This window comes from Pseudogemmobacter sp. W21_MBD1_M6, assembly GCF_052119585.1.
Classification (GTDB): Bacteria; Pseudomonadota; Alphaproteobacteria; order Rhodobacterales; family Rhodobacteraceae; genus JBGQOJ01.
The window spans coordinates 192874-214970 of the sequence record NZ_JBGQOJ010000004.1; the positions used below are offsets into that span (position 1 = coordinate 192874).

24 protein-coding genes and 3 pseudogenes are annotated in these 22097 nt (G+C 60.1%); 7 read left to right on the forward strand and 20 right to left on the reverse strand.

Annotation, left to right across the window (positions count from 1 at the left end; genetic code table 11):
- Position 1: 1 nt before the first annotated feature.
- The 3 genes from ACEN2R_RS07535 to ACEN2R_RS07545 all read right to left on the reverse strand — a co-directional run bounded on the left by ACEN2R_RS07535 (position 2) and on the right by ACEN2R_RS07545 (position 2907).
- Positions 2-1459 (reverse strand): efflux RND transporter periplasmic adaptor subunit, encoded by a 1458-nt coding sequence (locus tag ACEN2R_RS07535; protein WP_442040806.1) that lies wholly within the window; start codon positions 1457-1459, stop codon positions 2-4.
- A 102-nt stretch (positions 1460-1561) separates the two neighbouring features.
- Positions 1562-2104 carry a molybdenum cofactor biosynthesis protein B gene (moaB, locus tag ACEN2R_RS07540; protein WP_442040808.1) on the reverse strand — a complete coding sequence of 181 codons (543 nt, stop codon included), beginning with the start codon at positions 2102-2104 and terminating at the stop codon, positions 1562-1564.
- On the reverse strand, positions 2101-2907 hold the full coding sequence (locus tag ACEN2R_RS07545) for a uracil-DNA glycosylase (protein WP_442040866.1): 807 nt from the start codon (positions 2905-2907) through the stop codon (positions 2101-2103). The genes moaB and ACEN2R_RS07545 overlap by 4 nt, the downstream gene beginning before the upstream one ends.
- Before the next feature lie 135 nt (positions 2908-3042).
- Here ACEN2R_RS07545 and ACEN2R_RS07550 point away from each other — a divergent pair, with 135 nt between their 5' ends.
- The 3 genes from ACEN2R_RS07550 to plsY are packed head-to-tail and all read left to right on the forward strand — an operon-like array spanning position 3043 to position 5881.
- Positions 3043-4005: an aspartate carbamoyltransferase catalytic subunit gene (locus ACEN2R_RS07550; RefSeq protein WP_442040810.1), complete on the forward strand. Its 963-nt coding sequence runs from the start codon at positions 3043-3045 to the stop codon at positions 4003-4005.
- Entirely contained in the window at positions 4002-5273 is a 1272-nt protein-coding gene (pyrC, locus tag ACEN2R_RS07555; protein WP_442040812.1) for a dihydroorotase, read from the forward strand. Before ACEN2R_RS07550 ends, pyrC begins: the two co-directional genes overlap by 4 nt.
- Positions 5273-5881 carry a glycerol-3-phosphate 1-O-acyltransferase PlsY gene (gene plsY, locus ACEN2R_RS07560; RefSeq protein ID WP_442040814.1) on the forward strand — a complete coding sequence of 203 codons (609 nt, stop codon included), beginning with the start codon at positions 5273-5275 and terminating at the stop codon, positions 5879-5881. Before pyrC ends, plsY begins: the two co-directional genes overlap by 1 nt.
- Positions 5882-5986: 105 nt before the next feature.
- Here plsY and ACEN2R_RS07565 read toward each other — a convergent pair whose 3' ends face one another.
- The 3 genes from ACEN2R_RS07565 to ACEN2R_RS07575 form a co-directional block, all read right to left on the reverse strand.
- Positions 5987-7357, reverse strand: coding sequence for a glutamate--cysteine ligase (locus ACEN2R_RS07565; protein WP_442040816.1), 1371 nt, complete (start codon positions 7355-7357; stop codon positions 5987-5989).
- 62 nt (positions 7358-7419) lie between these two features.
- Positions 7420-7932, reverse strand: coding sequence for a hypothetical protein (locus ACEN2R_RS07570; RefSeq protein ID WP_442040818.1), 513 nt, complete (start codon positions 7930-7932; stop codon positions 7420-7422).
- Positions 7929-8654 (reverse strand): 16S rRNA (uracil(1498)-N(3))-methyltransferase, encoded by a 726-nt coding sequence (locus ACEN2R_RS07575; protein ID WP_442040820.1) that lies wholly within the window; start codon positions 8652-8654, stop codon positions 7929-7931. The genes ACEN2R_RS07570 and ACEN2R_RS07575 overlap by 4 nt, the downstream gene beginning before the upstream one ends.
- A gap of 12 nt (positions 8655-8666) precedes the next feature.
- Here ACEN2R_RS07575 and ubiA point away from each other — a divergent pair, with 12 nt between their 5' ends.
- The 3 genes from ubiA (at position 8667) to ACEN2R_RS07590 (ending at position 11943) form a co-directional block, all read left to right on the forward strand.
- On the forward strand, positions 8667-9650 hold the full coding sequence (ubiA, locus tag ACEN2R_RS07580; RefSeq protein WP_442040822.1) for a 4-hydroxybenzoate octaprenyltransferase: 984 nt from the start codon (positions 8667-8669) through the stop codon (positions 9648-9650).
- Positions 9651-9713: 63 nt separating this feature from the next.
- Positions 9714-11630 carry an OmpA family protein gene (locus tag ACEN2R_RS07585; RefSeq protein ID WP_442040824.1) on the forward strand — a complete coding sequence of 639 codons (1917 nt, stop codon included), beginning with the start codon at positions 9714-9716 and terminating at the stop codon, positions 11628-11630.
- Positions 11617-11943 carry a hypothetical protein gene (locus tag ACEN2R_RS07590; protein WP_442040826.1) on the forward strand — a complete coding sequence of 109 codons (327 nt, stop codon included), beginning with the start codon at positions 11617-11619 and terminating at the stop codon, positions 11941-11943. Before ACEN2R_RS07585 ends, ACEN2R_RS07590 begins: the two co-directional genes overlap by 14 nt.
- Here ACEN2R_RS07590 and ACEN2R_RS07595 read toward each other — a convergent pair.
- From ACEN2R_RS07595 to ACEN2R_RS07655, 13 genes and pseudogenes are all read right to left on the reverse strand, one after another.
- Complete coding sequence (locus tag ACEN2R_RS07595; RefSeq protein WP_442040828.1) at positions 11940-12386, reverse strand: molybdenum cofactor biosynthesis protein MoaE; 447 nt, start codon at positions 12384-12386, stop codon at positions 11940-11942. The two genes, ACEN2R_RS07590 and ACEN2R_RS07595, sit on opposite strands and share 4 nt — an antisense overlap.
- A gap of 4 nt (positions 12387-12390) precedes the next feature.
- The gene (gene moaD, locus ACEN2R_RS07600) at positions 12391-12636 is read right to left on the reverse strand and encodes a molybdopterin converting factor subunit 1 (RefSeq protein ID WP_442040868.1); all 246 of its coding nucleotides are present in this window, start codon (positions 12634-12636) and stop codon (positions 12391-12393) included.
- Positions 12636-13307: a CDP-diacylglycerol--glycerol-3-phosphate 3-phosphatidyltransferase gene (gene pgsA, locus ACEN2R_RS07605; protein ID WP_442040830.1), complete on the reverse strand. Its 672-nt coding sequence runs from the start codon at positions 13305-13307 to the stop codon at positions 12636-12638. The genes moaD and pgsA overlap by 1 nt, the downstream gene beginning before the upstream one ends.
- Before the next feature lie 18 nt (positions 13308-13325).
- Positions 13326-15218, reverse strand: coding sequence for an excinuclease ABC subunit UvrC (uvrC, locus tag ACEN2R_RS07610; RefSeq protein ID WP_442040832.1), 1893 nt, complete (start codon positions 15216-15218; stop codon positions 13326-13328).
- A 314-nt stretch (positions 15219-15532) separates the two neighbouring features.
- Positions 15533-16312 carry an SDR family oxidoreductase gene (locus ACEN2R_RS07615; RefSeq protein ID WP_442040834.1) on the reverse strand — a complete coding sequence of 260 codons (780 nt, stop codon included), beginning with the start codon at positions 16310-16312 and terminating at the stop codon, positions 15533-15535.
- A gap of 9 nt (positions 16313-16321) precedes the next feature.
- On the reverse strand, positions 16322-17272 hold the full coding sequence (locus ACEN2R_RS07620; protein WP_442040836.1) for a calcium/sodium antiporter: 951 nt from the start codon (positions 17270-17272) through the stop codon (positions 16322-16324).
- A gap of 186 nt (positions 17273-17458) precedes the next feature.
- The gene (locus tag ACEN2R_RS07625; RefSeq protein ID WP_442040838.1) at positions 17459-18262 is read right to left on the reverse strand and encodes a S49 family peptidase; all 804 of its coding nucleotides are present in this window, start codon (positions 18260-18262) and stop codon (positions 17459-17461) included.
- 88 nt (positions 18263-18350) lie between these two features.
- Positions 18351-18863, reverse strand: a complete 513-nt coding sequence (locus ACEN2R_RS07630; protein ID WP_442040840.1) for an acyloxyacyl hydrolase — start codon at positions 18861-18863, stop codon at positions 18351-18353.
- A 61-nt stretch (positions 18864-18924) separates the two neighbouring features.
- The gene (locus ACEN2R_RS07635) at positions 18925-19386 is read right to left on the reverse strand and encodes a hypothetical protein (RefSeq protein WP_442040842.1); all 462 of its coding nucleotides are present in this window, start codon (positions 19384-19386) and stop codon (positions 18925-18927) included.
- Between the two features lie 40 nt (positions 19387-19426).
- On the reverse strand, positions 19427-19966 hold the full coding sequence (locus ACEN2R_RS07640) for a hypothetical protein (RefSeq protein ID WP_442040843.1): 540 nt from the start codon (positions 19964-19966) through the stop codon (positions 19427-19429).
- 189 nt (positions 19967-20155) lie between these two features.
- Positions 20156-20347, reverse strand: a pseudogene (locus ACEN2R_RS07645) (ATP-binding protein); the annotation flags it as partial.
- Positions 20348-20497: 150 nt separating this feature from the next.
- Positions 20498-20708: pseudogene (locus ACEN2R_RS07650) on the reverse strand (IS21 family transposase); the annotation flags it as partial.
- Positions 20706-20906: pseudogene (locus ACEN2R_RS07655) on the reverse strand (IS21 family transposase); the annotation flags it as partial. The pseudogenes ACEN2R_RS07650 and ACEN2R_RS07655, both read right to left, overlap by 3 nt.
- Positions 20907-21068: 162 nt before the next feature.
- Here ACEN2R_RS07655 and ACEN2R_RS07660 point away from each other — a divergent pair.
- Positions 21069-21860, forward strand: coding sequence for a hypothetical protein (locus ACEN2R_RS07660; protein WP_442040845.1), 792 nt, complete (start codon positions 21069-21071; stop codon positions 21858-21860).
- Here ACEN2R_RS07660 and ACEN2R_RS07665 read toward each other — a convergent pair.
- Complete coding sequence (locus ACEN2R_RS07665; RefSeq protein ID WP_442040870.1) at positions 21751-22005, reverse strand: response regulator transcription factor; 255 nt, start codon at positions 22003-22005, stop codon at positions 21751-21753. The two genes, ACEN2R_RS07660 and ACEN2R_RS07665, sit on opposite strands and share 110 nt — an antisense overlap.
- Positions 22006-22097: the final 92 nt, after the last annotated feature.

Consider the following 22097-nt stretch of genomic DNA (forward strand, 5'->3'; position numbering starts at 1 on the left):
GTTAGCCCCCCATCCGCGATTCAATCCGCTCGATTGTCTTGAGCGGCACCATGTCCTTGGCCAATTGCGCCAGAACGCGGTCCTTCGCCTCTTTCGGCATCTGGGTGTTCGCCTCGACAAAGGCGACCAGTCTGGCCCGCCGCTCTGTACTCAATTGCAGCATTGCGGGTGCTTCGGGTGCAACGGCCGCCTCTGGCACGATGGCCCGCACCTTGATCCCCGCCCCCAGTAGCGGCGATCGCTCTGCCACCACGCGCTGACCCGTCAAGTCAGCCGCGCGCACGATAATGCTGTCGGCCTGACGCCGGATCACGGCAACCTGTGCGACAGACAGACGGTCATCGTCCCCGACAACAAGCACGGTTGCGTCGGTATCCACAGCACTTGCGGGCAGAACGACAACATCTTCCAGCTTGGGCTCGTTTATACGCACCGTCACGAAATCGCCGGGCCGGAACCCTTTGGGCCCATCAAGACGTGCAAAAATCAGACGTCCGGTCTGGCCCGTTCCAACAGCCGCGCTCTCGCGCGATATGACACCCTTGCTGGTCAGGTCGGCCCCCAGCACGTCCAGAGCCACCTCTATTTCTGCCCGGATCAATGCGCCATTCGCGTCCAGCAACCGCGCATATTGCGAGGTTGAAATCCGGAACGAGACCTCGAGCAGATCTGGCGCGATCAGTTGGGCAACGCGTTCGTTTGCTGTGACGATACCGCCTTCGACAACCGCCACTTCCCCCAATGTTCCGGTGAACCCTGCGAAAATCTCTGTGTCGGCCAGCCTGCGTTTCGCCTCTGCCAGCGCAATTCTGCGCCGGTCCAATCCGGTGTTTGCCTGATCCAGACGCGCCTCGGCCTGCGCCTCGGCCTGCCGGCGCGACAGCACGGATTGGTTCGCGGCAGCGGCGGCAAGGGCCGCGGTTTCAACGGTCGCATCCGTGCCGACACCGCGGGTTTGCAGGGCCTTCTGACGGTCCAGCGCCTGCACCCGTAAATCGGCCTGCGCCATCGCCAAGGCGGTTTCGTCTTTTGCCAGCTCCAACCCCCGGACCGCATCACGCAATTCGGCCTCGGCCTCCTGCAAATCAGCCTGTGCCGTATCCAGCGCGGATTGGGCATCAGCGGGATCAATGCGCAACAGCAACTGCCCCTGCTGAACGGTGCCGCCATTTTCGAACCCGTCGGCAAGGGCCACAATCCGCCCCGCCGCCGTCGCCCGTATGTCCAATGTGCGACGGCTCAGCACTTCGCCAAAGGCGGTCAGAACCGGGGTGACCTCTGTCGGGGTCATGGTGACCACATTGACCGAAAACACCCGCTCCCGCGCAGGGCGGGCGGTTTGCTCTTTCGACCAACGCGCGTCCAGTGCGGAATAGACAGACTGTCCCGCCCAGGCGAGCAGACCAAAGGTCAGCGACATCAAAAACAGCCCGACAAGCGAGCGCCGCAAAAACCGCATCTGCGATCCTTCTTGTTATTTCATCGACATGAATCTTCTGACAGTAAACCTAGCCTGACAACAGGAAACGGCCACAACACAACCCTGTTACGCGCCCGGCGCCTATTTCCGTCGCTTATGCTCGTCCAGACGGGGAAATATTTCGACAAAGTTGCAAGGTCGGTGCCGGTAATCCAGTTGCAGCGACAAGATATCATCCCATGCGTCACGGCAAGCACCCGGACTGCCCGGCAACGCGAACAGATAGGTGCCGTTGGCCACGCCGCCTGTTGCACGGCTTTGCACGGCAGAGGTTCCGATTTTTTGCATGGACACGATGGTGAACACCGTCCCGAACGCATCCATCTCTTTTTCGTAGACATCGCGGTGCGCCTCGACGGTCACATCCCGCCCCGTCAGCCCCGTCCCCCCCGTCGAGATCACAACGTCGATCCCGGGGTCGCCACACCAACGACGCAACTGATCCGCGATCTCGGCCCGCTCGTCGCGCAGGATCATCCGGTCGGCAAGGATATGCCCCGCGCCGGTGATCCGGTCGACAAGCGTCTGACCGGATTTATCCTCGTCCAAAGTGCGCGTGTCCGATACCGTCAGAACCGCGATGCGCACCGGCAGGAATTCTTTGCTTTCGTCAATCCGGCTCATTCCGTTTCCCTTAATTTGGCCTGCACCATCAAAAGGTCATGCCATGCCTCGCGTTTGAATTCCGGCGACCGCACCAGATAGGCGGGGTGAAACATCGGCAGGGCGGGCGTGTCGAACGCCTTGGTCCATGCGCCGCGCAAACGGGTGATCCCCTTTTCCCCCAGCACCGCCTGACAGGAAATATTACCCATCAGAACAACCACATCCGGGTTCACAAGCTCTACATGCCGCTTCAGGAACGGCAACATCATCGCTATTTCCTGCGGCTTCGGCTCTCGGTTCTGGGGGGGGCGCCACGGCATGACATTGGTGACATAGATCGAGGCCGCATCTTCCAAACTCCGCCCAAGCCCGATTGCCGCGAACATCTTGTCCAGCATATGCCCGGCCTGCCCGACAAAGGGTTTACCCTCCAGATCCTCCTCGCGGCCTGGCGCCTCGCCGATTACCATGACGCGCGCCTTCGGGTTACCGTCGGCGAACACCAGATTGCGCGCACCGCGCTTCAACTCGCATCCCTCGAACGCGGCCATCGCTGCCCTTAGCCCGTCAAGATCCTGCGCCGACGCAGCCGCCTGCGCGGCAACGGCGACCCAGTCGACATCGGGCACGGCAATGGGCGCACCGGCCGCCGCCGCCTTTGGCGCAGGTTCGGCACCCGCCTGCAGAACTGCGGGCTTTGGCAGGGTTGCAACCGCTTCGTACCGGTTGACCGGCGCGTCGCAGATCGCCTCGTCTGCGCCCAGCTCGATCAGCCAGTCCAAAGCCGCTTTTGCAGCGTAAAAATCCATGTGCGACTCCATCCGCCAAAGGTAGGGCCACAACGGGCCAACGTAAATGGCGATTGCATCGCAGGGGCACCTGTCACACGCGGAACCGAAAACAACGTTGATGGCGCCGCCACCTTTGCTATAAGCAAGAAAATCCAAGGGGGCCCTATGTCGTTCCGCGCAAAACATCTTTTGGGGATAGAGCATCTTCGCCCCGAAGAAATCGTCACTCTGCTGGATCTCGCTGACACATATGTCGACCTGAACCGCCGTTCGATCAAGCGATCCAACGTGTTGCAGGGGCTGACCCAGATCAACATGTTCTTCGAGAATTCCACCCGCACGCAGGCCAGCTTTGAAATCGCGGGCAAGCGTCTTGGGGCGGATGTGATGAATATGTCGATGCAGGCGTCCAGCATCAAAAAGGGCGAGACCCTGATTGATACGGCGCTGACATTGAACGCGATGCACCCCGACCTTCTGGTCGTGCGGCACCCGCATTCGGGGGCGGTGAACCTGCTGGCGGAAAAGGTGAATTGCGCCGTGCTGAACGCGGGCGACGGCAAGCATGAACACCCGACGCAGGCGTTGCTGGATGCGCTGACGATCCGCCGCGCCAAAGGCCGCCTGCACCGCCTGAACATTGCGATTTGCGGCGATATCGCCCATTCCCGCGTGGCGCGGTCGAATATCCTGCTGCTGGGTAAAATGGAAAACCGCATTCGCCTGATCGGGCCACCCACCCTGATGCCAACCGGCATCGAGCACTTTGGCGTCGAGGTTTACGATGACATGCGCAAAGGGCTGGACGGTGTCGATGTGGTCATGATGCTGCGGCTTCAAAAAGAACGAATGGATGGTGGTTTCATCCCGTCAGAGCGCGAATATTACCACCGATATGGTCTGGACACCGAAAAGCTGGCCTTTGCCAAGGATGACGCGATTGTCATGCACCCCGGCCCGATGAACCGCGGGGTCGAGATCGACGGCACCCTTGCCGACGACATCAACCGCAGCGTCATACAGGAACAGGTGGAAATGGGCGTCGCCGTCCGCATGGCGGCAATGGATTTGCTGGCCCGCAATCTGAAGGCCGAACGCGGCGCGCGCGCGACAGGGGTGATGGTATGAAAATCCTTCTGACAAACGCACGGCTGATCGACCCCGAACATGGCGAAAGCACAGGTGCGCTGCTGATCGCGGATGGCAAGATCGCGGCAATCGGTGAAATCGCTGTGCCCAAAGGTGCCACTGTTATCGACTGCAACGGGAAATGCCTTGCCCCCGGCATCGTTGATATCGGCGTCAAGATTTGCGAACCGGGCGAGCGGCACAAGGAATCCTTCCGCTCGGCGGGCCTGGCTGCGGCGGCAGGCGGTGTGACCACGATGGTCACCCGACCCGATACAACGCCCGCCATCGACAGCCCCGAAACATTGGAATTCGTCACCCGCCGCGCACAAGAGGCATCGCCGGTGCGCATTCGCCCCATGGCCGCCCTAACCAAAGGCCGTAACGGGCACGAGATGACAGAAATCGGGTTCCTGCTGGACGCGGGTGCCGTTGCGTTTACCGATTGCGACCATGTCGTGCAAAACACCAAGGTTTTCAGCCGCTGCCTGACCTATGCACGCAGCCTTGGCGCATTGGTCATCGCACATCCACAGGACCCCAGCCTGTCTGACGGCGCGGCCTGCACCTCTGGCAAATTCGCCTCGCTCAAGGGGCTGCCCGCCGTGACGCCCATGGCCGAACGCATGGGGCTGGACCGCGACATGACACTGGTCGAAATGACCGGCGCCAGATACCACGCCGACCAGATCACCACCGCCCGCGCCTTGCCCGCGCTGGAACGGGCGAAAAAGAACGGGCTGGATGTGACCGCCGGGGTCAGCATCCACCACCTGACACTGAACGAATACGACGTGGGCGATTACCGCACGTTCTTCAAGGTGAAACCGCCGCTGCGCTCGGAAGAGGACCGCGTGGCAATGGTCGAGGCCGTGGCAAGCGGGCTGATCGACATCATCAGTTCCATGCACACGCCGCAGGACGAGGAAAGCAAGCGCCTGCCATTCGAAGAGGCCGCATCCGGTGCCGTCGCATTGGAAACCCTGCTGCCCGCCGCGATGCGCCTTTATCATGCGGGCGCGCTGGACCTGCCGACGCTGTTCCGCGCCTTGTCGCTGAACCCGTCAAAGCGGCTGGGGCTGGACACTGGCCGCCTGACCGTCGGCGCACCCGCCGATCTGGTGCTGTTCGATCCCGACGCACCCTTCGTCATGGACCGCAGCACGCTGCTGTCGAAATCAAAGAACACGCCATTCGACGGCCAACGGATGCAGGGCCGCGTTATGGCCACCTTTGTTGGCGGCACCCAAGTATTCGGAGAGAACTGATGCCGCTTATCGAACATAGCCCGCTTCTGCTGGGTCTGGTGGCCCTGCTTGCCTACCTTCTGGGGTCGGTGCCCTTTGGCATTGTCATGGCGCGGATCTTTGGGCTGGGGGATCTTCGCGCGATCGGTTCAGGCAATATCGGCGCGACCAATGTCCTGCGAACCGGTAACAAAACCGCCGCGTTTCTGACCCTTGTTCTGGACGCAGGCAAAGGCGGCATCGCGGTTCTTGCCGCGCGTGCGGCTCTGGGCGAAGACGCGGCGCAAGTCGCCGGTCTCTTTGCGTTTCTGGGGCATTGCTTTCCGGTTTATCTGCGCTTCAGGGGCGGCAAGGGCGTTGCGACGTTCCTTGGCATCCTTTTGGCAATTCATTGGCCCATCGGCCTGGCCGCCTGCGCCACATGGGCCGTTTCAGCCGCCGTTCTGCGCTATTCATCATTGTCCGCGCTGATGGCGGCAGGGCTGACGCCGCTTTGGTTGTTCTTGATGGGATACGGCAGCGCCTTCTTTCTGGCGGTGGCATTGGCGATCGTGATCTATGTCCGCCATTGGCCGAATATCCAGCGTCTGCACGAGGGAACAGAACCCAGGATTGGCAAAAAGGGCTGATCCTTTCCGCTCTTCTCGGTCAAAATACTCTCGCGCGAAACGCAAAACCCCCGGTAAAAGATTTTGCGCTTCGCGCGAGGATATTTTTAAAATAAAGAACTGAAATCAGTAGCTGTATTCATTGTAGATCCGGGTCAGATCGCCCTTCCATTCGCCATGGAATTTCTCGAGCAATTCATCCGCAGGGGTGCGGCCTGTCTCGACTGTTTCCTTAAGGGCGTTCAGGAAATGGGTTTCGTCAGGGATCATACCGCCGGCACCGGGGCGTGCGCGCGCCTTCAGGCCCGCATCGGCAATCGCCACGACTTCTTTCGCAAGGTCGTGCATTTTGATGCCGTTCACCTCGGCCTGAAGCCCGGATTCGGAGGCCGCCACGCGCAGCGCCTCGCGTGTTTCGGCATCCCAATCCTTGGCCAGATCCCAAGCGGCATCCAACGCGCCCTGATCGTAGGTCAGACCGACCCAAAGCGCAGGCAGCGCGCACAGGCGGCGCCACGGGCCACCATCGGCGCCGCGCATCTCGATGAATTTTTTCAAACGCGCTTCGGGAAAGACGGTTGTCAGGTGATCGGCCCAATCGGACAGGGTCGGCATTTCGCCCGGCAGCGCGGGCAGCTGCCCTTTCAGGAAATCGCGGAATGACTGGCCCAGCGCATCGATGTATTTTCCATCGCGGTAGACGAAATACATCGGCACATCGAGAACGTATTGCACCCATGCCTCGAAGCCGAAACTGTCGTCGAACACAAAGGGCAGCATTCCGGTGCGCGCGTTGTCCAGGCCCCGCCAAACGCGGCTGCGCCAAGATTTGTGGCCGTTGACCTTGCCGTCGAAGAACGGCGAATTGGCGAACAGCGCGGTCGCAACGGGTTGCAGGGCAAGCGCCACGCGCATTTTCTGCACCATGTCCGCCTCTGTCTCGAAGTCCAGATTCACCTGAACGGTGCAGGTCCGGTACATCATCTGGGTGCCATGGGTGCCAACGCGCCCCATGTAATCCGTCATCAGGCGATAGCGCCCTTTGGGCATCATCGGCATCTGCTCGTGCGACCAGATCGGCGCGGCGCCAAGCCCGATGAAACCGACGCCCATGGCATCGGCGACCGACTGCACCTCTTTCAGGTGGTGGTTCACCTCGTCGCAGGTCTCGTGGATGGTTTCCAGCGGCGCGCCGGACAGTTCAAGCTGGCCACCCGGTTCAAGGCTGACGTTCGCGCCGTCCTTGACCAGACCGATGATATGCTCGCCCTCCATCACGGGGGCCCAGTGATACCGGTCGCGCAGCGCCTCGAGAATCGCGCGGATGCTTTGCGGCCCGTCGTAGGGCAGCGGCGCAAGCGTCTCTTTGATGTAGCCGAACTTTTCGTGCTCGGTTCCGATCCGCCAGTCTTCTTTGGGCTTGCAGCCGGATGCCAGATATTCAGCGAGCTGGCTTTCGTGTTCAATCGGGCCACCGCCGGTTTGTGGAATAGACATTGAGAGGCTCCGATCGGATCAGGTTTTCAGGGGGACAGACGTGTAAGGATTTGCGGGTGAAGTCAATGCAGTCGCGCAGGCTCTTTCCGCCAGATCACAACAGGGTGTTCCGCGTTATCGGCAAGAGCGTTCAGCATCCGGGGCACATCCAGTCCTTTCAACGTCGCAAAGGCATCGAATAACAGATCGGCTCCTTCGGCTTTTGTCGGGATCGACAGCGGCGGCGCGCCCGGCTCTGTCAGTCGCCAGTGCTGTGCGACACCGGCACCGACAAGCTCGATCAGCGTCACGGCACCAAGCGAGATGACCCCGCCATTCAACGGCCCGTAATAGGTTACTTGCGCCTCGTCGATCTGCACAACGCCCGGCCCGCCGGACCCGATGCGAAAACGGGCGCGCTGCAGGCCCGCAAAGACCAGAACCGCACCTGCAATCACAACACAGGTTCCAAGGATGCGAACGAACCCGATCCCCGCGACGGCAAGCCAGATGCCTAAAAGCCCAAGCACCAGTCCGGCCACGGCCTCGCGCCAGCGCCAAAGACGCGCACGGGCGGCGGGACGAATGAAACTCAACCCCAATCCCCCAGTGCACTTTGCCACATCGTCAGTGCCGCAACCGCCGCCGTGTCCGCCCGCAATATCCGCGGTCCAAGGCTGATTGATACGGCAAATGGCAAGGACCGCAGGCGCGACCGCTCTTTTTCCGAAAACCCACCCTCGGGGCCGATCAGAATCGCCCATTTGCCCGGCTTTGCGTCGCGCAGGGTCAACGCCGCGCCAACCAGCGTCTCGTCGCAGAACATCAGTTGGCGGTCATCGGGCCAGTCGGTCAGCAGGCGGTCAAGTTTCGTCAGATCCGCGACCACCGGAACACAGGTGCCGCCGCATTGCTCTGCCGCCTCTACCGCATGCGCCTGAAGGCGATCCTGCCGGATCCGTTCGGAATTGGTGTGGTCGGTTTGCACGGGCATGATCCGTGCGGCCCCCATCTCTGTCGCTTTTTCAACGATGAAATCGGTGCGGGCCTTTTTGATCGGCGCGAACAACAGCCACAGATCGGGCGGCAGGTGCAGCGGCCGGGTCTGTTCCTTGCACAGCAGGATGCCGCCGCGCTTTCCCGCATCCACAACTTCGGCACGCCATTCGCCGCTGGACCCGTTGAACAACAGCACCTGCGCCCCCAGCCCAAGGCGCATGACGCCGAACAAATAATGCGCCTGCTCTCGGGATACGGGAACAGATTGCCCCACCCCAAGTGCATGTTCTACAAACAACCTGATCTTTGCATCCGACATGAGGCTGACATTATGACCGAGTTCACGAAAACGCCAGAGGCCAAGGACACCGGCGCAAGCGGCGCGGTGTCGGATGCCGTTACGGGCAACTGGGTGGACCGGCTTGCCCCTGAATGGACGCGCCCCTATCTGCGGCTTAGCAGGGCGGACCGACCCATCGGGACATGGCTGTTGCTGTTGCCCTGCTGGTGGTCGGTCCTGCTGGCGTCGCTGCATGACGGGCAGTTTGGCCTTTTCGATCTATGGATCATCGGCGGATGCGGTATCGGCGCGGTTTTGATGCGGGGGGCGGGGTGCACATGGAACGACATCACCGACCGCGACTTTGACGGGCGGGTAGAGCGCACAAGGTCGCGGCCGATCCCGTCGGGGCAGGTCAGTGTCAGACAGGCGCTTGTCTGGATGGCGCTACAGGCGCTGATCGCTTTCGGGGTTCTGCTGACATTCAACATCACCGCGATCGCACTTGGCATCGGCTCGCTTGTGCTGGTCGCGATCTATCCGTCTGCCAAGCGGTTCACCTGGTGGCCGCAGGTCTTTCTGGGGCTGGCATTCAACTGGGGCGCGTTACTGGCATGGACGGCGCATACCGGTAGCCTGGGCTGGCCCGCTGTGCTGCTTTATGCAGGCGGCATCAGCTGGACCCTGTTTTACGACACGATCTATGCGCATCAGGATAAGGAGGACGACGCCCTGATCGGGGTGAAATCCACGGCCCGCCTTTTTGCGGACAAGACCAACATCTGGTTGCGGTTCTTTATGGTGGTCAGCGTGGCCCTGCTGGCGGCGTCTGTTGTCTCCGCGATGCTGCCCGACGCGAACGTTCTGGCGCTGACCATGGCGTTGTGCGGCGTCTGGGCATTCGGCTGGCACCTTGCTTGGCAAATGCGCAAGCTTGACGCGGATAATCCCGACGTATGCCTGCGCCTGTTCAGGTCCAACCGCGATGCCGGCCTGATTCCTGCGCTGTTTCTTGCCGTATCACTTTTCATTTGATTGATCCCACAAGGTCTGCGCCCTAGACAGGGGGCAACGGAAACAATGGGGCGCATCCACCTTATGCGAGTGTCTTCTTCACTGATTGTTCTTGCGGTCTTTATCGCCGCAGGATTTGTAAGTTTCTTTGGTGCGTCCTTCGCCGTGGAGGCCGTCGAAACGCGGTCGGTCGACGCTATCGCCATGGCGATGGAAAAGAACGACCACGACTGGGTCGAGGTAGAGGCAGACGGGCTTCAGGTTCACCTGAGCGGGACCGCCCCGAACGAAGCCACGCGATTTCGTGCGCTTGCCATTGCGGGCGGCATCGTGGACGCGGCCCGTGTGATCGACAAGATGCAGGTCGAAGACAGCGCATTGATCGAGGCCCCGAAATTCGCCGTGGAAATTCTGCGCAGCGGCGACGGCATTTCCCTGATCGGCCTTATTCCCGCCGCGACCGACCGCGCGACCATTCTGGACACCATCAATGCCGTCGCAGGCGACACCCCGGTGATCGACATGCTGGAATCGGCAGATCACCCCGTGCCGGAGGGCTGGGATGCATCGCTGGCCTTTGGCCTGCAATCCCTGCGCAAGCTGCCCAGTTCCAAAATCTCCATTGCGGCGGACCGCGTCGCGATCACCGCCAGCAGCGAAAGCATTCCCGAGAAGAAGCGGATCGAGACAGAGCTTGCCCGCAAGGTGCCCAGCGCGGTCGAATTGGTGCTGAATATCAAAGCGCCGCGTCCCGTGGTTACACCATTCACCCTTCGCTTTCTGATCGACGCAAACGGCGCAAAATTCGACGCCTGCGCGGCGCAATCCGAAGAGGCGCGCGACAGGATCATCAAGGCTGCGACAGCAGCAGGCATGGAAAGCAAGGCAAACTGCATCCTTGGCCTTGGCGTTCCGTCCCCCCGTTGGGCCGAAGCCGTCGAAAAGGGTATTCTGGCACTGAAAGACATGGGCGGCGGCAGCATCACGTATTCGGATGCCGATGTGACGCTTGTCGCGCTGGACACAACATCGCAAGCCACCTTTGACCGCGTGATCGGAGAGCTGGAAACAGCCCTGCCCGATGTGTTCTCGCTGCATTCGGTTCTACCCGAAAAGGTCAAGATCGACGGAACTGGCGAAGGCAGCGGGCCACCGGAATTCATCGCCACCCGCAGCCCCGAGGGGCAGATACAATTGCGCGGCCGCCTGACGGATGAACGCGTGCGCAATGCCGTCGAAAGCTATGCGCGCGCCCGGTTCGGCAAGGACAGCGTCTATGCCGCCACCCGCCTGGACGAGGCGTTGCCGGATGGTTGGCCGGTGCGCGTTCTGGCAGGGGTAGAGGCGCTGGCCGAACTGCTCAGCGGCAGCGTGATCGTGCAACCCGATATCGTCGAAGTGCGCGGCATCACCGGAAACCCAGAGACCAATTCAACAATTTCCCGGATCTTGTCGGACAAGCTGGGCGAGGCAGAGAACTTCAACATCGAAGTCACCTATGACAAAAAGCTGGACCCGCTTTTGGGGCTGCCAACGGCGGATGAATGCGTCGAACAGCTGAACGCCGTGCTGAACCAGCGCAAGATAAGCTTTGATCCGGGGGCGGCCACGTTCGGTGCGGATTCGGTCGAGCCTATCGACAAGCTGGCAAAACTGATGACCAACTGTTCCGACTTCGAAATGCAGATCGGCGGCCATACCGACAGTCAGGGTCGCGAGGAAATGAACCTTGATCTTAGCCAGCAGCGTGCGGATGCTGTTCTGACCGCCCTGATGTCGCGCCGTGTCCTGACATCGGCGCTCACGGCAAAAGGCTATGGCGAAACCGTGCCGATTGCGGATAATGACACCGAAGACGGGCGCGAAGCGAACCGCCGGATCGAATTCAAATTGCTGACGGATGATACTGCGGCAGCGACAACAACACCCGGAACCGACGTTGCAGATGAACCTGTAGCAGAGGGAACAACCGGAACAGGGACGACCGATGAACAGAACTGAGTTTATCTTTGCGACGGCCATTATTCTATTTGTAGCATTTGTTCTTGGCTGGTTTGCCAGTTGGCTGATCCACCGTTTTACTCGGGTGTCCCAGTCGGAAATGGGCGAGCTGGACAAGATGGCGCAGGCCCTGCACGAGGCGGAAGAAACCCGCGATCAGGCCATCACCTATCTGCAGCAGCGCGAGGCAGAGATGACCAACCAGCTGTCCCAGTCAGAGGCAGAGCTGCGGGCGGCAATGGATGGGTTGCGGGCGGCGCGGCACGAGGCGGAAGAATTGCGCACCTATATAGAACGCGTGAACGCTGGCTAGTCCTGCCAGCGGGTCAGCGCGGCTTCGTCCTCGGCCTTGCTTTCAACCCAGTCAGTCCCGTCGCGGGTCAGTTCCTTTTTCCAGAACGGCGCACGGGACTTCAGGTAATCCATCAGGAATTCGGCCGCCGCAAACGCGTCGCCGCGATGACGGGCGGCGGTGGCGACCATCATGATCATATCGTCAGGCGCCAGCGGGCCATATCGGTGGATCACCTGCACATTGGTCAGGGACCAGCGCCGCGCCGCTTCGTCAGCAATCGCGGCCAGCGCCTTTTCCGTCATGCCGGGGTAATGCTCTATCTCCATCCGGTTCAGGCCACCGGCCACGTCGCGCACAATGCCCGTAAATGTCACGACCGCACCGGCACCGGCGCTGGCACCGGTGAACGCGGTCAGTTCCGCGCCTGGATCAAACGGTTCCAGCTGGACCCGCACGCGCATGGCCTCAGCCCCCCGTCATCGGCGGAAAGAACGCCACCTCGCGCACACCGGCAAGCGGGGCGTCAAAATCCATCAATTCCTGATCAACGGCAACACGCAGCGCGCTGAGATCGGCGAATGCCACCGCATACCGCTCTTCCCTCGCGACCAGTTCCGCCACCAGTTCCGCGACCGTTGCGGCAGAGGTTGTAACCCGCTCTTTCGGCAGGCCGATCCGTTCCCGGACCCAGGCGAAATAAAGCACGTCGATCACGCAGTCTCTCCCTCTCGCAGGATCGGCAGGGCTTTGGCAAAATAGTCCCATCCTGTGACAAGCGTCAGAATGGCGGCAAGCCATAGCAACACAGTGCCCGCATATAAACTGGCCGACATCGCGTTATACTTCCACAAAAGCCCCGTTTTGTCAGGTCCGGTGCCTTCCAGAATTCCAGCGACCATAGCAGCGTCCATGCCGAAGCTGTCCATCACCACATAATGTTCGAATATACCGCTTCCGAACAGAACCGAGATCGCGATCATCTGCGCCGTTGTTTTCCATTTGGCCAGTTTCGTGACGTTCAGCAGGCTGGCGCGGCTGCCAAGAAACTCTCGCAGGCCGGAAACAAATACCTCGCGGAACAAAATGATCGTTGCCGGCAGAAGGATCAGAAAGGTCGCGCTGGAAAAGGCGGTCAGCACCAGCAGCGCAATGACAACCATCGCCTTGTCTGCAATCGGGTCCAGCATACGCCCGAAAGAGCTTTCCTGTTTCCACCGGCGGGCAAGATAGCCGTCGAAAAAGTCGGTAACAGCCGCGCCGACAAACAACGTAAGGGCGAACCAATCCGCATAGGGTCTTTGAAAATACAAAAACATGATCGCAACACCCGGGGCTGCGAAAAGGCGGATAACCGTCAGAATATTGGGCAATGTCCATGTCATGGCACTATCCTTACCCTGTCATCCTTTCGCATGGAAGAAGGCATATATGGTTTCCGCCATTGCATCCGAAATACCGTCGACCGCCTTCAGATCGGACAGCCCCGCGCGACTGACCGCCTTGGCAGAGCCAAAATGCGCCAGCAGCGCCCGCTTGCGCGTGGCGCCAACGCCGGGCACCTCGTCCAGTGGCGTAGCACCGATCGCCTTGGCACGTTTCGCGCGGTGCGTACCGATGGCAAAGCGGTGCGCCTCGTCGCGCAGGCGCTGAACGAAATACAGCACCGGATCGTTGTGCTGCAATGCAAAGGGGCGCTGGCCCGTGCGGTGGAATACCTCTTTGCCAGCGTCGCGGTCCACGCCCTTCGCCACCCCGACCATCGCAATATCCTCGACCCCCATTTCGGACAGGATGCTTTGCACCGCGCTAACCTGACCCGCACCGCCGTCAATCAGCAGCAGGTCGGGCCACATGTCGGACTTGCGTTCGGGGTCTTCTTTCAGCAACCGCTGGAACCGGCGGGTCAGCACCTCTTTCATCATCCCGAAATCGTCGCCGGGGGTGATGTCCTCGCCGCGGATATTGTATTTGCGATACTGGCTTTTCAGAAATCCGTCCGCCCCTGCCACGATCATACCGCCGACCGCGTTGGTGCCTTGGATGTGGCTGTTGTCATAGACCTCGATCCGTTTCGGCGGCGCGTCCAGATCGAACGCCTCGGCCAGACCGCGCAGCAGTTTGCCCTGCGTCGCGGTTTCCGACATCCGCCGCGCCAGCGACTCGCGGGCATTGCGCAGCGCACCCTCCATCAGCTCTGCCTTCTCGCCGCGCAGCGGCACGGCGATCTCCACCCTGCGCTCTGCCTTCTGGCTCAGCGCCTCGACCATCAGATCCTCGTCGGGGATAGGGTGGGACAAAAGCAACAGGCGCGGCGGCGTCTTGTCGCCATAGAACTGGCCCAGAAACGCCTCCAGCACCTCGCCCTCGTCCGCGTCTGCCACCAGCCGCGGATAGAAATCGCGGTTCCCCCAATTCTGGTTCGCGCGGATAAAGAACACCTGAACGCAGGCCTGCCCGCCTTCCATATGCAAGGCGATCACATCGGCCTCGGCCACGCCGCGCGGATTGATGCCCTGCCCTGCCTGCACCTGCGTCAGGGCGCGGATCCGGTCGCGCAGGGCGGCCGCGCGTTCGAATTCCATCGCCTCGCTCGCGATGTCCATTTCACGGGCAAGCGTTTCCTGCACGTTGGTGGATTTCCCCGAAAGAAATTTCTCTGCATCGTCCACCAGCGCGTTGTAATCCTCGGCTGACACATAGCCGACGCAGGGCGCGGCACAGCGTTTGATCTGGTAAAGCAAGCAAGGGCGCGTGCGGGATTCAAAAACCGAATCCGTGCAGTTGCGCAGCAAAAAGACTTTCTGCAACTGGTTCAATGTCCGGTTCACCGCGCCCGCGCTGGCAAACGGCCCATAATAATTGCCCTTTTCCGTCTTCGCCCCGCGATGCTTCTTGATCTGCGGAAAGGCATGCGTGCTGGACACCAGAATGTTCGGAAAGCTTTTGTCGTCGCGCAGCAGCACGTTGTAACGCGGCTTCAACTGCTTGATCAGGTTCTGCTCCAGCAGCAGTGCCTCTGTCTCGGTCAGGGTGGTCAGGAACATCATCGAGGCGGTCTCGGAAATCATCCGCGCGATGCGCCCCGAATGCCCACCCTCTTTGGCATAGTTCGACACGCGCTTTTTCAGATTGCGCGCCTTGCCGACGTAAAGCACCCGCGCCTGCTCATCCAGCATGCGGTACACGCCGGGCGAATTATCCAGCGTTTTCAGATAATTCTGGATGCATTCATAGCCCCTTGGGCCATCCTTGATCCGCGCTGCGTCGCCGGTGATATGATTGTTGTGTGCCATGGGTCGTTAATACTTTGATTCCCTAGGGGGGCTGCAACCTTATCCGCGCGGGGACAAGGAAAAACATGTCCACGGATCCTGTGGATAAGTCTGCATATAACTTTACCACTACTCGAAAAAACCCTTAGATTCAGCGTGGTTCAATGGTTTGCCTGTTTTTTAGGCGATAACTTAAGTCGTTGTTTTAAAACGAAATTATTATCATGAAACCACAAGCACCTGATAACGTTAAAAGAATCGTAACGCTTTCGTGACAGGAAATCGCAAGGTGCACAAGTCAAGCAGCAAGGCCGCAACAGATCGGCTTTTTTCGGTCACTCGACACCCGAAACATCCGGCGTTTCCCATCCCAGATGCTGCCCGCCATCGACACATAACAGCTGTCCGGTGACCGAATGCGCATCCAGAAAGTACCCAAGCGCCGCAGTTATATCGGCGGCATTCGCGCCGCGATTAAGGATCGTTGACGCGCGTTGCGTCGCAAAGGCCTCTTCGGATTGCCGCCCACCCCGCAATGTCGGCCCCGGACCGATGGCATTGACCCGCACATCCGGCGCAAGGGCCTGGGCTGCGGTCTGGGTAAAGGCCCACAGACCCATCTTGGCAATCGTGTAGGTCATGAATTCCGGCGTCAGCTTGCGTACGCGCTGGTCGATCATGTTGATCACCAGCCCACTGGCGACAGGTTCCCCCTGATCGTCCCTTTGCGCGGTAGGCACCTGTGCCGCGAAGTGCTGCGTCAGCACGAATGGCGCCCGCAAATTGCTTTCGATGTGCCGGTCCCAGCTTTCTCGCGTCGCCGAGGTGATCGTGTCATATTCGAACAGGGAAGCGTTGTTGATCAGAACGCTTAGCGGCCCCCCCAATGCCTGTGCCGCGCGGGATACAAGCGTCTGCGTCGCCGCCTCGTCCAGCAGATCGGCCTGCAACGCAACAGCCGCACGCCCCGAACGGCGAATATCGGCAGCAACCGCCTCTGCCTCGTTTGACGAGGTCGCGAAATGCACCGCAACATCATAGCCCCGCACCGCCAGATGCAGCGCCATCTCGCGGCCAAGGCGCTTTCCCGCGCCTGTCACCAATGCCTTTGCCATGCAGGCCCCCTATGCAACCACCGAGATCAGGTAGGCCGCATAAAGCCCGGTCAAGATCGCACCCCAAAGTTTCGTGATATTCCACCGCAGGAAGACGAACGGAAACAGGACCAGCGATGCCGCAAGCATGACCCAAAGATCGACGCGCAGAAACTGGTCGGCCACCGGAATATCGCCGACAAAGGATGCAATACCGATGATCGCAAGCAGGTTGAACATATTCGACCCGATCACATTGCCCAATGCCACGTCGGCCTGCCGCCGCAGGGCCGCCATGATTGTCGTGGCCAGCTCTGGCAAAGAGGTGCCGATCGCGATCAAGGTCAGGCCGATCACCTCTTCGCTGATGTTCATCCGCGTCGCGATATTCACCGCGCTGTCCACCAGAAGATCGGCACCCAGCGGCAACCCGGCCAGTCCCAGCGCCAGAAACATCATGATTTTCCAGAACGGCATCGACGGGTCCGCGCCCTCGACCTCGATAACATCCAGGGCCGCCGCTTTTGCATCCTTGCGATGCGCCAACGCCTCGAACAACTGATCGCCAAGCATGACACAAAGGGCGGCAAACAGGATCAGCCCGTGCACCCATGTAATCGGCCCGAAATAGCACACGGCAATGAACAGCAAGGTGGCGACAAGCATGAAGACATAGGTCTTTCTGGTATCGCAACTGCTGGTGTGCAGGCCGGAAATGATTGCGGGAATGCCGAGAACCAGCAGAATATTCGCCGTATTCGACCCGACGACATTACCCAGCGCAAGACCCGGCGCATTGTCCATGATGGCCTTGACCGAGATCAGAAGTTCGGGCGCGGACGTGCCAAAGGCCACGATTGTCAGGCTGACAATCAACGCCGGAATACCCATCCGCAGGCTCAGGTTCACAGCCCCCTTGACCAGCGCATCACCCGCAAACAACAAAATGATCAGGCCAAGGCCCGCATAAACCAGATCCATACTACAACCCTATTTTTTTCCGCCACCGCAGGCACAAGGCCCGCTGCCGATTTTAGGCCGCCCGCAAGCGGAACATTTCCCGGATGTCATCATCTTGGGCATTTTCGGCTTTGGAAGCCGCAGTTTGCCGAATATGGCAAGCACAAGCATTCCGATCAGGAAAAGGCTGACAACTTTGACCATGCGCTACAAACCGAACCGCGCATAATGCGCGCGGTCCTCGATCTGGTTCAGCGCGTCATCGATAATCCGCACCCCGAACCGCTGGAACAGCGACCGCTTCACCCCGTAGGTTGCAAACCGCACCTTGTCGCCGAACACCCGTTTCATTGTCGGAACGATATGGCCGATGCCGTCGACAAGACCGACGTCGATCGCCTTTTGCCCGACCCAGACAGACCCGTCGAACAAATCCTGCCCCGCGGCCAGCTTTGCGCCACGCCGTGCCTTGACCTGCGCGATAAAGCTGTCGTGGATCTGCCCTTGCAACTCTTTCACCCGCGTCACGTCTTCGGATTTTTCCGGTTGAAACGGGTCCAGCATGCTTTTTGACGCGCCAGCCGTATAGACACGCCGCTCTATCCCCTGACGTTTCATCAGCTCGGGAAACCCGAAAGAGGCAGAGATGACGCCAATGGACCCGACAATGGAATTCTCGTCGATCCAGATTTCGTCCGCCGCCGAGGCCAGCCAATACCCACCCGACGCGGCCAGATCCTCGACAAAGGCGTAAACGGGAATCGATTTTTCCTGTGCCAGCCGCCGGATACGTGCGGCAATCAGGGACGACTGCACCGGCGACCCTCCGGGCGAGTTGATGACAAGCGCAACGGCGCTTGGCTTGCCGCGCTTGAAGGCGCGTTCGATCATCGGCGCATAGGCTGCGTCGTTTAACGTGGCGCCGACACGACTGCCGGATGCAATGACACCTGACAGGCGGATGACCGCGACCGTCGGGCCGGATTTGATAAACGGGATCCAGTGTTTCATCGGGCTGATGTAGGCCCGCCATCACGGATGGACAAGGCTCGCAACGCGTTAAACACACCGTTCATGCAGACCCGCCACATGCCCCGGCTCAACGCAGCGGAACCGAAACACGCAATTGCAGGGTCTCCAGCCCGGGGTTGACCGATGACAGTTCCGCATTCGACCGGTGATCGAACGACAGGCCATATCTGATCCCGTTCGCTGCGGCATACCCCAGCTCGATCCCGGACCGGATTTCCAGCGTATTCCCCAGATCGGGGCCATCACCCGCCGTATAGACCCCCGGCATCAGCGACAGTTGTAAATACCCGCGTTCGTTCCGCGTAGAGGCCGTATAAACCATGCCCGCGCCCAGCCAGGCAGAGCCCTGATCGGTGATCGAAACCCCGACCGCAGGCTGATAGGGGCCGTATTTCATTCCGAAATCATGGCGGTAATAGAACTCGGACGCGATGTTCTGGTTCTGAAATATTACGTGCCCAAGGCCGAAGGACGAATAGGCAGGCGCAGGGGCCTGCGCCACACAGCCGGTGTCACAATGGTTCGCAACCATGTCCCAGGAACTGGCCAAAAGAAACAGCGCCGCAATTGTTCCGTCCATAAGATTCTCCTCTTGGGTTGCATCCAGAGGTAAATCACAAATCAAACACTGGCCATAGCTTTCACCCGCACCCTGACCATTTCCGCGTTAAACTTTCGTAGTTTTTGTCTGTTTCCTCATCTTTCGCGGAAGGCGCGGTTGAATTGATCCAGCAAGGGTTTTGCCAGATAGGACACGACAGGCGGTCCTGAATGGCAAAGCCGCGCACGATCGACAGTTCCGCGCGGGTCTGCGTGTCTTCCAGACGCACCAGAACCTGACCGGCGGCCACCACATCCCCTTCTTTCACCGCAATTTCCGAGACGATGCCGCCATCGCGATGCTGGACCTGCTTCAGGTTCTGATCGACGATCACGACCCCGGGCGAGATCACCGCCCCCGATAGTTTCGCGGTCGCGGCCCAGCCCCCGACGCCGCCGATCAAAAAAAACCCGAGCACAAAGCCCGCAATCACCCGCGGCCCGATGCGGAACGCGTCGCTGCCCTGTGCCGTGCCGGTTGTCCGGTTTGCTTTCGATGTCATCCTGTCCGGTCCTTATAAATGCCTTGCGCCGCCGCGGGTGTCATCCGATGTCCGACCATACCAGAATATGATGCCCGTTCAGCGTTATGATCGTCGCCATGCTGACATCATCATGGTCATATTCGACAATTGTATGGCCCGATGACATATCATTCGCGTCACTGTCGTCGCCGTCATCACCCCGTTCATACCGATAGCGGATCTGCTCGCGTGCGCCGCTTTGCCCGGCCTGCGCCGTCTCGTTGTAGACCGCATTGAACAGCGCGGCCGAGGCCTCGTCGGGGGCATCGAAGATCTTGTATTTCGAGGTGCGGATCACATCGCCCGCATCGAAGTCGGTGATCTGATATGCGTTCAGCGCCAGTTCCGGCTCCTGCGGAATCTGCGGCGCCGCCTCGTCCTCGACAAAGGCCCGGGTCGCGGTGTCAGGAAACATCGACTTCAGGTACAGCACGAACGCCGTCAGCATGATCCCGATCGCATAGGGAGAGCGGGATTTGGCGTCCTGGCCATTCAAGACATATTTTTGCGCGGGGTCCGCGTCTTTTTGCGGGCTTCTGGTGCCTTTGATCTCGATCATGATGCAGCTCCTCCAACGTTGCGCAGCGCAGGTTTCGCAGCCGCCATTGTCGGAGCCGCGCGCGCCGGTGTTGTCGTCTCTGTTGCAGGGGGAGCGACCGCTTTTGGTCCGAAGGCTGTTGATTGCCACTGAGAATTGACCCGGCATTTTCACCGAGATCTGACCCACCCAGTTGTTATGTTCTCTGCGTCATGATGGCGTCAATGCTGATGTCTCCTTTCGTTTCTTTTTTGCGGTCTCTGAGCTGGCAGTGAAGCGATAGCTGTTATTGCCGGTCTCCAAAGTGCGGCATCGATGGGTGAGGCGATTGAGCAGTGCCGCCGTCCTTTTGGCGTCGCCGAACACGCTGGCCCATTGGCTCAAGCTCAAATTGGTGGTGATGCGCGATGGCCTGAATGCCAAGTGCCGTTGCAACATGGGGATCGCTGCATCAACGGCGGCGGCCCCTGCTCAAGCAGATCTTGCACGGCCTGAGCCATACCCGGCATCTTCAGGCTGCGCAGCATAGTGACGATGGCAGCACCGGCAGGATCATGACGCATGGCGTGTTCCGCCCCGCAGCCCGTCATAGCGCGCGACATTGGCCTCTGGCTCTTTGCGCAGCGCAAGAGCTTCAGGCGGCGTCACATCTGGCTGATCGGTCGGCGTGCCATCCAGCAACCTGTGAAGCAGGTTCAGCACCTGGGTCATGGTCGGCGCCTGCCTCCAGTGCCAATTCCACAGCACATAGCACGGCCCGTTCGCCGGGCTGGAACACCAGCGGCACGAGGACACCCCGGTCAGTCGTGTGATACGCGCGCTGTCGCTCTTCTTTCCAATTCCGCACAAAGGTGGCCACGCGCCCATACGAACCCTCATATCCAAGCTGCACCAAATCGGAATGCATCTGCCTCGCCGTTTGCCGTTCCTTGCGCGATTTGCGCTGCTCAGACACCAACCAGTTCAAGTCGGGGCGAGATTGCACATGGGTCAATTCTTAGCGGCAATCAACGCCCACGGCCCTGATCGCAATGCTGGCGCTGCTTGGGTCATCGGTGACCAAGCGGATCACCGACGGGGTTCTCAACCGCAATGCAGAGGCTGCGGCGCGGCAGGCGTTGGCATGCTGTTCATGATCGTAAACGCCGGCAGCCAGAAGCTATCGACACAACAGGCCGCGCTGGACGATCTTGTAATCGCCCATGACAGCCTTGCGCTGGAAAATTCCGACCTGCAAAGCCGCATCGTGTCGGCCACGCAAGGTATCGCACGCCTTGACGAACCTGTGCAGAAGCGCATCGCAATAATGCCGCACGATGGGCCGGCGCAAATGCTGGCATTCATTCTGATGATCATTAATGAAATCGAAGATCTCCTTGCCACGGTGGATCAGGATCAACGGCCATTCAAAGACGTCGTGCATCAGGTGCGCGAGGCAGCGCAGGACGCGCTTGCCGATATGCGTGGAATGTCCAGCGGGTTGTTTCTGAAACCTTCGCACGGCATCGGCGGCGGCGGGATCGGTCAGAAGGTTGATGTAAAGGCCACAAACGGCGCGCTCGTGATGGAAGTCCGACAAAGGGCCGGGGATGGGCACCGCTGCAACCATGTCGATGGATGCCAGACGGGCCCATATCGGGCCGAAGGGCATGCGGTTCCGCATAGAGACAACCGGCGGAACCATGGATGTCCGCTCGGCTGCGGGGGTCGGAACCACGGTTATGTTTTCAGTGCCGATGCCTGCAAAAATAGGGACTGCAGAAACGTAAAATGCGCACCCCGAAGGGTCGTGGCGCCTGCGGGTTCTAATGCTGGCTTTGCCGCTCTTCCGTGTTCTGGTTGCGATGCGCGATCACCGCGCCAACCCGGTTTGAAACACCGTATTTCTGCATCAGACTTGTCATGTAATATTTGACCGTCTTCTCGCTGATCTTCAGTCGTGTTGCGACCTCTCGATTGGTCAGGCCCTTTTCGACCTCGCCGATAATCTGCGTCTCGCGATAGCTAAGATCCTCGAAGGTGCCGCTAACCGCCTTCTTGGCCTGCGCCGCTTCGACCAGCTTGGCGGCAAATTCCCCCCTGTGTCAGCGTAGTTGTCCGCCGCTCTATTTTTCTCTAATTTTCAGGTGGGCGGGATAGGACAATGACGTGG